A 13,261-nucleotide genomic window follows, 5' to 3' on the forward strand; every position below is an offset into this window, starting at 1 on the left:
CTAGCACATTGCGCGCGGTGGCTAGCACATTGCGCGCGGTGGCTAGCACATTGCGCGCGGTGGCTAGCACATTGCGCGCGGTGGCTAGCACATTGCGCGCGGTGGCTAGCACATTGCGCGCGGTGGCTAGCACATTGCGCGCGGTGGCTGACATTGCGCGCGGTGGCTAGCACATTGCGCGCGGCGGCTAGCACATTGCGCGCGGCGGCTAGTACATTGCGCGCGGCGGCTAGCACATTGCGCGCGGCGGCTAGTACATTGCGCGCGCAGGCTAGCACATTGCGCGCGGCGGCTAGTACATTGCGCGCGGCGGCTAGTACATTGCGCGCGGTGACTAGTACATTGCGCGCGGGGGCTAGTACATTGCGCGCGGTGACTAGTACATTGCGCGCGGCGGCTAGTACATTGCGCGCGGCGGCTAGTACATTGCGCGCGCAGGCTAGTACATTGCGCGCGGGGGCGCACCTGGTGCAAATTTATCCACAAAGAAAAACCGCCTCAGTATACGAGGCGGTTTCCGCACGGCTTGCGGTTAGCGGTTGTTGTTATTCTTGTTAAGGTTTTCATCAATAATCACTTCATTTGGAGTATTCGCATTGCCGTCATTAATGATTGTTTCGTTTGGAGTAGTTGTATTGCTTTCATTAATGACGCCATTACGTACACCGTTATTATCATTGATGACATCGTTCCCGTTCATATCCCGATTGTTATCGAGACCATCCATATTTGGTCCTGTCTGGCCATCGTTGACTTCAGGCACTATGTCCCTCGTACGGTCTTCCACTTTTTCCATTGGCGTTTCGTTGTTTTTCGGTACTGTATCGTTGTTTGCACAAGCAGTCAGTACTAATCCCGACATCAAAACGAGTGGTATCGCTTTTTTGAACATGAAATGATTCCCTCCTTTCCACAAGCCGTTTACCATACAAATCAGTATGATACTTTATAGCTTGACCATAAAGAAAGGAACTATCCCTTTTTCTTTGACTGTACATTAAATACCTTTTTCACATATCTGTGGATTAACAAATATGTTGAGATAAATAATTGTACTAATAACGTTCACCCCACTTCGCAACGCTTTCAGACAACGTCACAACGTTTCCGATGAACTAAGCAACATTTCCGCAGAACTAGGAAACGTTTAATCCACTTGGAAACGCTTGGACAAAACTTAGAAACGTTCTGCCAACCTGTAAACGCTTTGCGAAGACCTCACAACGTTTACACCGAACCAGGAAACGCTCCCGACCGAACCTCACAATGTTCTGCCAAAACTATACAACGTTCACTCTAAAGCGAAACCAAAAGCAATTGGACATAGAGCACCGAATATTTAATTCAGTTATTTCTTGATCAATTAACAGGAGCCAGGCACAAAAGACGCTCCAGTAGAGATGAATTGAACCTCATCCATCCTACTGGAGCGTCTTGCAGGTGTGCTATGCTTTTTATAATCCTAAATGATTTTTAAGCAATGTTTCAACATATACCGCTTCAGCCTTGCAGTTGTACTCTAAATGCGTATTTAGCTGTTCCTGCATGATTTGAATTGCTGCGATCTGCCCCTCGGATGGCGGTTCACCAAGGACACGAGCAATGACTTCGTTGATGCGCTGGGCAAGATCTTCATGAAAAATCGGATTGACTTTCATGTCATCAGGAATTTTGGAATACCAAAGCGCTTTGGTCGTAATATATTCACGCCAGCTAGCAATAAAATCATCGATGCTGTACTTGTCCTCGGACCATTCAATGCTACTCATATATTGTTCAAAAGTTTGTGTGATGGATCTTGTAATACTGCTTTTTAGATTTGGAGAAAGATCTTTAAACATACTTACTTGTACCCTCCTACTTTAAAAGTACACTGCCATTTTTTTCAATGACCTGTACTGACATTGTAACTAATTTTCCATGCCTTCGCAAACTTAGCCCTCTTTAGAAACGACGGGGCCTAGTGCTAATGTAATTTCTGCTTCGCAGGCGATTTCCCCATCCACGGTTGCCATCGCTTTTGCTTTTACTATTGTGCCCCGGAGTCTTGTTATCTCCACTTCTAGACGCAACGTATCACCCGGTGTTACTTGCCTTTTAAAGCGACAATTATCGATTCCTGCAAAAAAACCAAGTCGCCCTTTATTCTCTTCTTTTTGCAGTAACGCAACTGCACCAACTTGTGCAAGCGCTTCTACGATTAAGACACCTGGCATTACTGGATACCCTGGAAAGTGCCCTTGAAAGAATTCTTCGTTAATCGTTACATTTTTTATACCAACAGCACGTTTACCTTCCTCAACCTCAAGAATCCGGTCTACCATGAGTAATGGGTAACGGTGTGGCAAAATTGCTTGTACCTGCTCTGTTGTTAGCATGGTCATCCTCCTGATATTTTATTTATGTATTTTCAATTATATATGTTGAACTAAAGAATCCTACTAAAACCGCTTGGCGCTAGGGGATGCCTTCGCAGGTGATTATATCACACTCATAAGTTCAACTTGCTTATGTTAGTTAACATGAAAAATACTTTTGAACCCACTACGCCAACAGAGGATTCTCCTACAAGCCATAACAAAATGAAAGAGTCTTTACGACTCTTTCCCGTTTATGATATCAAGGATATGGGTCCACGTCTCTTTTTGGAGTACATCGGCGGGTTCGCCATCACCGATGTAGCCATAGCCAATGATAGCGCCGAGTATAGCAGCCCCAGCGAGTAGTAGAAGGACAAGTATTATACGAAGCCAAATTGGCAAGAGGCGAATTTGTACCCAAAATTGTTTTCTAGATGCGACTGGTTCAATTTCAGTACTCCGCCTCCTATGCTCATTGCGGGAAGACCGTGTCCGGGTTGCCCTAGTCATTTTCGCCGAATCATCACCTTGCTGCTGCAAACTATTTCGTTTTTCATCTGTCATATCCAGTACTCCCTAGAAGAACTTCATCGTATCCCGTTGATCAAGCCTAGCATTTGATCCGCAAGCGTTACTGTCCGCGCATTGAATTGATAAGAGCGTTGAACAGTGATGAGGTCTGTCATTTCTTTCTCATAATTAACATTAGACGCTTCAAGCATCCCATTTGATATGCCTACTTCGGTTCTTGCAGCACCAAGCAGATCAGTTAGTACATCTTGTTGTGTAACACCCAGATCTGCTAAGTTTTCAGGCAGCCCAAAGCTTGTAGCAGATAGACGCTGCATTAAATTGGGACGTTGCATAACAGTAACGCCTAATTCAACTCTTTCTACTACTCCGTTAGCATGCGTCAATTCCAGCATACCACTCGCATCCACGCCAAAATTTGTAACATCGTCCGCAAACGTAATCGGTAATCCTGCGCTATTAGCAACAGGATAACCATCGGCATTGACTAGCATACCTTGTCCATTTGCTACAGGAGAAATGTAGAAATTCCCTTGACGTGTATAAACAGTCTGTTCTCCACCTTCGCCTGGCATAAGAAGATTAAAATATTGTTTCGGTTCTGTCAGTGCAAAATCAAGTTGACGATCTGTCGTTTGCAATGAACCGACTTTCCAATTCATCTGTGCTTGTCCAATTACAGCGCCTGAGCCGTAGCGTATTCCAAGCGGTGATTGGCGCGGTGCCGTATCTGCTTTATCATTATTGAATTGCTGATAAAGCAATTCATGGAATTTTGCATCGCTCGATTTATAGCCGTGAGTAGCTGAATTGGAAAGGTTATTCCCAATTAGATCAAGCTGCTGCTGCAATTGATTTAACGTATTTGTTGCCGTTGTCATTGTGCGTAACATACGTTTCGACTCCTTTCAAGTAGCGAATGATCAGTTGACACGTCCAATTTCAGTAACTGCTTTTTCCATGCTTCGGTCATAAGCTTGAAGGATTTTTTGGTTGGCCTCAAATGCACGATACGCTGTCATCATATCTGTCATCGCTTGGGCAGCATCAACATTTGATCCTTCTAAATAACCTTGTTGCATCGAATACGTCACACCCGCAACTGCATTTGCATCTTGAAGGTTCTCGCCGCCTTCTGCCACGAACATCCCGTTCCCTTGTTTGAGAAGTGTATCAGGACGCTGTGCGAATGAAATACCAAGTGTTGCAACAGCATTTTCTCCGTCCATAATAACGCCCTCTTGTGTGATTCGAATATCATCATTTTGCAAGGCAATTCGCTGCCCCGTGTTATCCAGGACATAATAACCTAACGCATTCGTCAAGTAGCCGCTTGGATCAAGTGTAAAACTACCATTTCTCGTATAGTGTTCGCCACCATTGTCATTTTCAAGCCTGAAAAAGACTGCGCCTCGCGTCCCTGTTTCATTATCAATAGGTAGAAGACCATCCATAAGCGCCACGTCCGTCGTCAATTCAGTTTCACGTATTTGACCTTGCGTAAACAGCGGTAACGTTTCCTGCATATAGACACCCGTTGAAAGTGCCCCAACTGGTGATAAGCCTTTCAACTGTAAACCATCTTTAATAGGGATTTTTGTCGTATTAATACTCGACAGGTACATCTCTGGAAATGATCGAATGGATGACTGTTCTGCCTTAAAACCTGGCGTATTCGCATTTGCTAGGTTGTTCGCTAACATTTCTGTTCTACGCTGTTGCGCGATCATTCCTGATCCTGCTGTATAAAACCCACGGAACATGTGCCCGCCTCCTATTCTATAAAATAATCGTTACTGATCAATAGCGATTAGCAATTTTGTCGATATTCTCCAATAATAAACCTGTCCCAATCGCGACACAATTGAGCGGATTATCTGAAATAAACACCGGCACCTTTAACTCTTCGGCAAGAAGTTGGTCGATGCCATGTAGTAAGGCACCGCCCCCTGTCAAGAACACGCCACGATCGATAATATCAGCAGACAATTCAGGTGGCGTTTTTTCCAAAACCGTTTTGGCTGCGTGAACAATCATATAGATGGATTCTTTCAGTGCTTCACCGATTTCGTCAGAATGGACGGTGATTGTCCGCGGCAGGCCTGTTACCATATCACGCCCTCTGATATCCATCTGTTCTTTGCGACCTCCTAGGAAAACCGTGCCTACATTAAATTTTATATTCTCTGACGTACGTTCCCCAATCAGTAATTTATAATGCCGTTTAATATATTGTGTGATGTCATTATCGAATGTATCTCCAGCTACTTTAATGGACTGTGAAGTTACAATGTCTCCCATCGATAAAACAGCCACATCTGTCGTACCACCGCCGATATCAATCACCATATTACCACTTGGTTGAAAAATATCCATTCCCGCGCCAATTGCTGCAACTTTCGGTTCTTCCTCAAGGTATATCTTCTTGCCGCCTGATTTTTCAGCTGCTTGTCGGATTGCTTTTTGTTCAACGCTTGTAACATTTGTCGGACAACAGATAAGAATCCGTGGTTTCGATAAGAATCCTTTGACATCTAGTTTATTGATAAAATGACTTAACATAGCTTCTGTAATATCAAAATCTGCAATCACACCATCTTTTAATGGCCTGATGGCGATTATATTTCCTGGTGTCCTACCGACCATCTGCCTTGCTTCTTCCCCGACTGCAAGCACTTTGTTTGATTGCTTATCGATGGCTACGACTGATGGTTCGTTCAGAACGATTCCTTTTCCTTTTACATGAATTAAGACGTTGGCTGTACCGAGGTCGATCCCAATATCTTTTGCAAACATTGCTTCTGTTTCCCCTTCCACCTGGATCATCGAATATTACCGTATATGTATACTCTCCTAACTATACATTTTACCATAGTTAACCGCTTATGAACATACTTTAGAACCATTTTTTTGTATATTGAAGAGCGAAGGCGCCTGGTTAGGGGCGACAGGCATAAGACCGATTGGCGACGCGGCGTTCTTTGCCGCATAGCTAAGCTGACTTATGACCCGAGCCCCTAGGCGCTGGAGCTAGACATAAAGAAGAGCGAAGGGTGCCTGCTAGACGCGACTAGCGCTGGAAGACTTGAAGGTAAAGGCACCCTTTACCTTCAAGTCTGAAGCGACTCGAGCGGCTGGCACCCGGAGCTAGACATAAAGAAAAGTAAAGACACTCACTTGCAACAAACAGAATAAAAGACGGGTCGCAATTGAGGTTGCGAAACCGCCCAGCGTTATTAACTGCTACCTACTTTTTTCATTTCGTTCATCCATTTGATTCTTGTCGCTTCGCCACCCCGTAAATGTCTGACAGACTTATGATAGGCAAGTATTTTTGCGACCTCTTCTGACAATGCCACATCGACATTTGGTAAACGTTCTGTCAGATCTTTGTGGACTGTGCTTTTCGAATAGCCCGTCGCTTTTGCCAGCGCCCGTACAGTAAGTCCTGTCTCCAGCAACATTTTTCCGAGGCGCACGCATCGCCTCCGTATTTGCTCGTGCACGCCCTCTTCCTTTCCTGTCAACTCCGAATCTTCCTTTATTCTATGTAGTTATTGGATGGAATATGCCTGTAGAGCCCCCATTGCAGACCCATGTAACTTGACAGGTATAAGGAATTGCACAATACAAAAAAATGCCAGCTACCACCCCAATTCCTTTCATTCGAATTGGGATGGCAACTGGCATTAAACGTCTGAGTTCGTACTATTAAAATCCAAGATAAGAACGTGGATTGACGGCTACACCATTTTCATGTACTTCAAAATGTAAATGGATACCCGCTGTTGAATTCCATTCATTCTCTGAAGATGTGGCCAGTGATTGCCCCTGGCTTACTTCTTCGCCCTCTTTAACTTGAATTCCTGTGACGGAACTATAAATAGTCGTAAGTCCATCTGCATGGGATAAGATGATTTCGTCACCCATGAATGGGTCGGTCACAATCTTTTCTACTTTGCCACTGAGTGCAGCGACGACTTCGAATGGCTCACCTTGAACTGAAATCGATACGCCTGTATTTTCCACGTATAGTTGGTTAAAGACCAACAAAGCATTCTCGCGTGTTGCTGCGTCCGCTTCCACGTCATAATAATCTTGCACAATGACCACGTCATCGAAGACTTCTTCAACAAATGGATACTTCAGCGTTTCTTTTACTGCGTTCGTCTGCACAATCGGCGAATCTTGTAAGTCCTTTCCTGCAACGTCTGCCAGCCCCGGGGAATCTTCCGTCATGAATGCATTATAACCCCAGATCATGCCGACGAAGACGATTGCGATACCCGAGTAGACTACAGGCCAAAACCAACTTTTTGTTTTTGCACTTTTGTTCTTCTGAGAAGGGGCTTTCGGTTTTTCTTCTCGCATTGTCATCACCTCACTCGCTATTGTTTGCAAGTGAAGGAGTTTTTAAACATTTGGAATCAAGTAATGTGAATTTTTTTATTTGCGTGCCGGTATAATAGTGTAAAAGAATGTCTTCCGCCATCCATCCTTTCTGAGCATAGGCCTCTGCTCCGTACTGGCTCATCCCAACGCCATGGCCGTAACCCATTGTTGTCACATGAACAATCTTATTCGTTACATCAAATGCAATATCGAAGTCTGTTGATGCGAGCCCCAACAATTCGCGCATTTCCCGGCCACTCACTTCAAATTCTGAAGTTACAGCCTTCTGCACACGTCCTGTCGGATTTCTGACGAGTTGTAGTGATTTGAAGCTTTCTGCATCCCATTTGCCTCCCATCATGTCATTCCATTCGGCGAGTGCCATAGTAGATTTTCGCTCTACTTTTGCCGCAACGTCCCCCTCCCCAGGACTGTCAACACTCTGTAAATAGGGAATATCATTGCCACTGAAATTTTGTGCTGTTTCAGTCTTGCCATTTGACGTAGAAAAAAACATCGCCGATATCATCTCGTCCCCATACACGAGCGTGTCTCCCATAGTAGCTTCTACTACTGCGCGAACTTTCCGCTCATTGTGCTTGAATTCTTTCTTCCATCGCTCTTTCCGCTTCGCTTCATCGGCATACACTTGAGCCGAAACATCCGCAGCAATTGCTTTTTCACCGTATTCCGTTGTCCTAAGTGCATAGGTCCGTGCTGCAATCGCCTGCGCTTTTAACGCCTCTTCCTGGAATGTAATCGGCATCTCAGCTGCAACAACCCCTATGACGTATTCCTCCAGTGGAATCGGCTTGTCCATGCCCACAACTGTAATCATGATAGGACAAAATTCATCCTTCGTTCCTTCAAACTTGTTGCTACTGTCCGGCGTCTGTTTCAATAAAACAGGGATAAAAAACAAGAGTATGATTAGTAAGGCTGCTAGTAGTTTGTCCATGGTTGATTATATGAATTCTGATGGGGTTTATGCTTAATTTCCCAAATAACAAAAAGGCTGTAGATTGTGCTCCACAGCCTTTTTAGTTATGACATATTAATTTAGACAAGTTGTGCTGCTTTTTCAGTTTGTGTTTCTGGTGAAACGCGGACGATATCTGCTCCAAGTGCTGCAAGCTTGCCGTGGAAGTTTACATAGCCGCGGTCGAGATGCGACAATTCAGTTACACGCGTAACACCTTCTGCCATGAGGCCTGCTAGAATAAGCGCTGCTGCTGCACGAAGATCCGTTGCTGCGACTTCAGCTCCTTGAAGCTCAGATGGTCCTGTAATAATAACCGATCTTCCTTCAATTTTAACAGCACCATTCATGCGACGGAATTCCTCCACATGCATGAAACGATTTTCAAAAACCGTTTCGGTTAGGACACCTGTACCTGTTGCTGTTAGCATAAGTGCCATCATTTGCGATTGCATATCTGTTGGGAAACCTGGATGTGGCATCGTTTTTAGGTCAACAGATTTCAATGGAAGTTGCGCTGTTACACGAACGCCCTCATCCAGCTCTGTAATGACAACACCCATTTCGCCCAATTTTGAAATAAGCGCAGCATTGTGCTCAGGAACAGCGTTGTCAATAATGACATCGCCTCCCGTAATGGCAGCTGCTACCATGAATGTACCTGTTTCGATACGATCTGGGATAATATGATGCGTTGTCCCATATAATTTCGTTACGCCTTCAATCCGAATTGTGTCCGTACCAGCCCCTACAACTTTTCCACCCATTTCATTGATGAAATTTGCAAGGTCTACAATTTCGGGTTCTTTTGCTGCGTTCTCAATAATTGTTGTCCCTTTTGCTAATGCTGCCGCTGTGATGATGTTTTCAGTTGCACCAACACTCGGGAAATCGAGATAAATTTTTGCACCTCTTAAGCCTCCAACTGCTTTTGCCTCTACATGGCCATGGCCAAATGAAATTTCTGCCCCCATCGCCTCAAAGCCTTTTAAATGCTGGTCAATTGGACGGGATCCAATGGCACAGCCACCAGGAAGTGCAACTCTTGCAAAACCATTACGTGCAAGAAGCGGTCCCATAACCAAAATTGACGCACGCATTTTTCGTACATATTCAAACTGTGCTTCGCTTGAAAGCGTGCCTGTTGAATCGATAATCACTTCATCTTGTTTAGGGAAATGTTCCACTTTTGCATTTAAGCTTTTCAATACTTCATTAATCGTTCCAACATCTGAAAGATTTGGCACGTCACGTATAACATTTGGACCTTCCGATGCGAGCAATGCAGCTGCCAGTATTGGCAATACCGCATTTTTTGCGCCTTCTACCCGGACATTTCCTCTCAGTACACGTCCACCGTTGATAATAATTTTATCCAAAATAAGCCCCTCCGACTCCTCAGTTGTAGCCAAACATATTATAGACATCTATCTAATTTTTTCATATCATACATTGTATATAAAAACATATCCTATTTTACAGTGCCCACGCTTAATAAACAAGCTGCATCAGGGCTATTTCTTGGTTCGATTGCTAAGTAGTCTATACTATGTACACTTTTGACGTTTTGTGTCATAAAAACTAAGCATCTTCAGCAATGGCATATCGACTATACCTTCTATTTCCATGAGTTCCCACAGCAAATAGAAATCGGGTCAATTTCATGCCATCGCCCCATATATGGTGCCTTATTGCCCATGTTCATCCCTAGTGACAATCTGTCATATACGCGGCGATACCATGTATTGTATTTGTTGTTCGAAAAGTTTGATTTTTTTCTTCAAATTAAAAGAACTAACTAAACATAAATGGAAGCCTTCCTGACCAATAGGATATCTCCAAAAAGAAATTTGATACGGCCCAACCGATTGCAATACTCAATAAAATGAACAACATTTGCGCTTGCATCACACGGTTTTTTTTAATAATTTTTTCTGGCATTATGGCTTGCAGTGCATAAAAAGAAACTCCTATGAAGAAAATATGTGACACAATTGCAAGTAAGGGTTGAAATGCCATCATATTAGTCATACGTAAACCTCCTGTAGACGTGATGAAAAAGACGAACAGAAGAAACTTATTCCCCTGTCCGCCATCATCAACAACTCATTTTTTTCTTGTTTCGTACACGCTGATCCGATTGATGGCACGCTTCAATTCAAGCTCTACCACTTGGTAATCATAATCATCTTTTTTAGCGCGCAATGTAGCTTCTGCACGCTTCGCAGCGGCTTGCGCACGTGCGATATCGATAGTAGAAGCCATTTCTGCACTTTGTGCCAAAACAGTGACCACGTCTGGACGAACTTCAAGAAAACCGCCGTGTACAGCTACATGCTCTGTCACGCCATCTTTTATCAGGCGAAGTGAACCGATTTTAAGAGGCGCTACCATCGCAACGTGGCCGGGAAGAATCCCAATTTCGCCTGCTTCGGTAACTGCGATGATCGTGTTCGCATCAGTTTCACAAACAGGGCCGTCGGGAGTGACGATATTGACTTTAATTGTCTTCATTTTTTCCCCTCCTGGTCCCTTAAATCAAACTCGCCTTGGTGAATTGCACACAGATTTTTATCGAGCAGAGCCCGATAACTCCTCAGAAAAATCTGTTGCATCCGCCAAAGACCTGAATTTGATTCCGCAGGAATTAAATTAAACCTCGACGCCCATTGCTTTTGCTTTTTCGATAACTTCTTCGATGCGGCCGACAAGTCGGAATGCATCTTCTGGAAGGTGGTCGTAACGGCCTTCAAGGATTTCGCTGAAGCCTTTAACTGTTTCAGCTACTGGTACGTAAGAACCTTTTTGTCCTGTGAATTGCTCTGCTACGTGGAAGTTCTGTGACAAGAAGAACTGGATACGACGCGCGCGTCCTACAACCAATTTATCTTCCTCGCCAAGCTCGTCCATACCAAGAATTGCAATGATATCCTGAAGTTCACGGTAACGCTGAAGCGTCTGTTGTACTTGACGTGCAACTTCGTAATGCTCTTCGCCGATGATGCTTGGGCTTAGTGCGCGTGAAGTTGAAGCAAGTGGGTCAACCGCTGGGTAGATACCCATTTCAGAAAGTTTACGCTCAAGGTTCGTCGTTGCGTCAAGGTGAGCGAACGTCGTTGCTGGAGCTGGATCCGTATAGTCATCTGCTGGAACATAGATCGCTTGGATAGAAGTAACAGAACCGACGTTTGTCGATGTGATACGCTCTTGAAGCTGACCCATTTCCGTTGCAAGTGTTGGCTGGTAACCAACCGCTGATGGCATACGTCCTAGAAGTGCTGATACTTCAGAACCGGCTTGTGTAAAGCGGAAAATGTTATCGATGAACAGAAGAACGTCCGCACCTTTTTCGTCACGGAAGTATTCTGCCATTGTCAAACCTGTTAGTGCAACACGCATACGCGCACCTGGTGGCTCGTTCATTTGACCGAATACCATTGCTGTTTTCGTAATAACACCAGAATCTGTCATTTCATAGAACAAGTCATTTCCTTCACGTGTACGCTCTCCAACACCAGCGAACACCGAAATACCACCGTGTTCTTGTGCAATGTTATTGATCAATTCTTGGATTAGAACTGTTTTACCTACACCCGCACCACCAAAGAGGCCGATTTTACCCCCTTTAATGTATGGAGCAAGTAAGTCAACAACTTTAATACCCGTTTCAAGAATTTCAACTTCTGTTGAAAGGTTTTCAAATACTGGAGCTTGACGGTGAATTGGGTCGCGGCGCTCTGCTGCCGGAATTTCCTCACCAAGGTCAATGATTTCTCCAAGTACGTTAAATACGCGTCCTAGTGTAATGTCACCTACTGGAACTGAAATAGCAGAACCCATATCATCTACTACGGAACCACGTTGTAAACCATCTGTTGATGACATTGCAATCGTACGTACAGTATCGTCCCCAAGGTGAAGCGCGACTTCAAGTGTCAACGTTTCAGGCTCGGTGTTTGGACGAGTAATCTGGACCTTCAATGCGTTATAGATCGATGGAAGTTGACCGTTTTCAAACTTAACGTCAACAACCGGACCCATTACTTGAAGTACATGTCCTTTATTCATACTTTTCCCTCCTGTCTTACTTTTGCCGTACTAATAATCCCTGACTTCCGCCAGGAACTTAAGCTTATTCAAGAGCTGCGACGCCGCCGACGATTTCTGTAATTTCTTGAGTAATCGCAGCTTGTCGTGCACGGTTGAATGAAAGTGTTAAAGAATCTATTAAATCTGCAGCATTATCTGAAGCAGTCTTCATCGCTGTCATACTGGAAGCATGTTCACTTGCCTTCCCATCAATCAATGCACCGAAAATGAGGCTTTCCGCATATTGTGGAAGAAGTACTTCAAGAATCGCTTCGCCTGATGGCTCAAACTCATATGAAGTCGTCGTTCCCGATGCCGATATGATGTCCGTGAGCGGAAGTAATTTCTTTTCCGTCACTTCACTTGAGATGGCGGAGACGAAGTGATTGTAATACAAGTACACTTCATCGTACGCGCCTTCTGTGAACATGCCAACAGCGCGATTAGCGACGTCTTTTATTTCATCGAATGAAGGATGATCACTGATTCCTTCAACGCTTTCAACAATATTGAAATCAAGACGTTGGAAAAATTCGAGACCTTTCCGTCCGATTGCAATAATCATCACTTCGTCTTTCGACGCGTGACGTGTTTCGATTGCGCGTTTAACCGTGCGCAGGATGTTGGCATTATAGCCCCCTACGAGTCCACGATCCGAAGTAATGACAACGTAACCCGTCTTTTTAACTGGACGTGAAACGAGCATTGGGTGACCAGAATCTTTTGTACCCGCGGCAATTGACCCCACAACTTCTTGAATTTTCTCCATGTACGGAACAAACGCTGTCGCGTTACTTTCGGCACGAGCCAATTTGGAAGCGGAAACCATTTGCATCGCTTTGGTAATTTGACTTGTTTTCTTCGTCGATTTAATACGGTTTTCTATATCGCGTAATGATGCCACTGACAT

General features: G+C 44.4%; 16 protein-coding genes. 1 reads left to right on the forward strand and 15 read right to left on the reverse strand.

What is annotated here, in order from left to right; translation table 11 throughout:
- Positions 1–153 precede the first annotated feature (153 nt).
- The gene (locus N1I80_RS18110; RefSeq protein ID WP_340739235.1) at positions 154–558 is read left to right on the forward strand and encodes a hypothetical protein; all 405 of its coding nucleotides are present in this window, start codon (positions 154–156) and stop codon (positions 556–558) included.
- Here the strand turns inward: N1I80_RS18110 and N1I80_RS18115 are convergent.
- The 15 genes from N1I80_RS18115 to atpG all read right to left on the reverse strand — a co-directional run bounded on the left by N1I80_RS18115 (position 533) and on the right by atpG (position 13,255).
- A complete protein-coding gene (locus N1I80_RS18115; RefSeq protein WP_340739236.1) occupies positions 533–892 on the reverse strand; it encodes a hypothetical protein in 360 nt (119 codons plus the stop codon). The genes N1I80_RS18110 and N1I80_RS18115 overlap by 26 nt on opposite strands.
- A gap of 562 nt (positions 893–1,454) precedes the next feature.
- The gene (locus N1I80_RS18120) at positions 1,455–1,841 is read right to left on the reverse strand and encodes a hypothetical protein (protein WP_340739237.1); all 387 of its coding nucleotides are present in this window, start codon (positions 1,839–1,841) and stop codon (positions 1,455–1,457) included.
- 93 nt (positions 1,842–1,934) lie between these two features.
- Positions 1,935–2,378 (reverse strand): 3-hydroxyacyl-ACP dehydratase FabZ, encoded by a 444-nt coding sequence (gene fabZ / locus N1I80_RS18125; protein WP_340739238.1) that lies wholly within the window; start codon positions 2,376–2,378, stop codon positions 1,935–1,937.
- Between the two features lie 216 nt (positions 2,379–2,594).
- On the reverse strand, positions 2,595–2,924 hold the full coding sequence (locus N1I80_RS18130) for a DNA-directed RNA polymerase subunit beta (protein ID WP_340739239.1): 330 nt from the start codon (positions 2,922–2,924) through the stop codon (positions 2,595–2,597).
- A gap of 23 nt (positions 2,925–2,947) precedes the next feature.
- Positions 2,948–3,784, reverse strand: a complete 837-nt coding sequence (locus tag N1I80_RS18135) for a flagellar hook-basal body protein (protein ID WP_340739240.1) — start codon at positions 3,782–3,784, stop codon at positions 2,948–2,950.
- A 30-nt stretch (positions 3,785–3,814) separates the two neighbouring features.
- Positions 3,815–4,654, reverse strand: a complete 840-nt coding sequence (locus N1I80_RS18140; RefSeq protein WP_340739241.1) for a flagellar hook-basal body protein — start codon at positions 4,652–4,654, stop codon at positions 3,815–3,817.
- 37 nt (positions 4,655–4,691) lie between these two features.
- Entirely contained in the window at positions 4,692–5,687 is a 996-nt protein-coding gene (locus tag N1I80_RS18145) for a rod shape-determining protein (protein ID WP_340739242.1), read from the reverse strand.
- Between the two features lie 440 nt (positions 5,688–6,127).
- On the reverse strand, positions 6,128–6,397 hold the full coding sequence (locus N1I80_RS18150) for a sporulation transcriptional regulator SpoIIID (protein WP_340740087.1): 270 nt from the start codon (positions 6,395–6,397) through the stop codon (positions 6,128–6,130).
- Between the two features lie 205 nt (positions 6,398–6,602).
- Entirely contained in the window at positions 6,603–7,262 is a 660-nt protein-coding gene (locus N1I80_RS18155; RefSeq protein ID WP_340739243.1) for a M23 family metallopeptidase, read from the reverse strand.
- Between the two features lie 10 nt (positions 7,263–7,272).
- Complete coding sequence (gene spoIID / locus N1I80_RS18160; protein WP_340739244.1) at positions 7,273–8,121, reverse strand: stage II sporulation protein D; 849 nt, start codon at positions 8,119–8,121, stop codon at positions 7,273–7,275.
- A gap of 221 nt (positions 8,122–8,342) precedes the next feature.
- On the reverse strand, positions 8,343–9,641 hold the full coding sequence (gene murA / locus N1I80_RS18165) for a UDP-N-acetylglucosamine 1-carboxyvinyltransferase (RefSeq protein ID WP_340739245.1): 1,299 nt from the start codon (positions 9,639–9,641) through the stop codon (positions 8,343–8,345).
- 415 nt (positions 9,642–10,056) lie between these two features.
- Complete coding sequence (locus tag N1I80_RS18170; protein WP_340739246.1) at positions 10,057–10,293, reverse strand: DUF1146 family protein; 237 nt, start codon at positions 10,291–10,293, stop codon at positions 10,057–10,059.
- A 75-nt stretch (positions 10,294–10,368) separates the two neighbouring features.
- Positions 10,369–10,776, reverse strand: coding sequence for a F0F1 ATP synthase subunit epsilon (locus N1I80_RS18175; RefSeq protein WP_340739247.1), 408 nt, complete (start codon positions 10,774–10,776; stop codon positions 10,369–10,371).
- 138 nt (positions 10,777–10,914) lie between these two features.
- A complete protein-coding gene (gene atpD / locus N1I80_RS18180; RefSeq protein WP_340739248.1) occupies positions 10,915–12,330 on the reverse strand; it encodes a F0F1 ATP synthase subunit beta in 1,416 nt (471 codons plus the stop codon).
- A 64-nt stretch (positions 12,331–12,394) separates the two neighbouring features.
- A complete protein-coding gene (gene atpG / locus N1I80_RS18185) occupies positions 12,395–13,255 on the reverse strand; it encodes an ATP synthase F1 subunit gamma (RefSeq protein ID WP_340739249.1) in 861 nt (286 codons plus the stop codon).
- Positions 13,256–13,261 lie beyond the last annotated feature (6 nt).

The sequence above is a fragment of the Sporosarcina sp. FSL K6-3457 genome (genome assembly GCF_038007285.1).
Taxonomy (GTDB): Bacteria; Bacillota; Bacilli; order Bacillales_A; family Planococcaceae; genus Sporosarcina.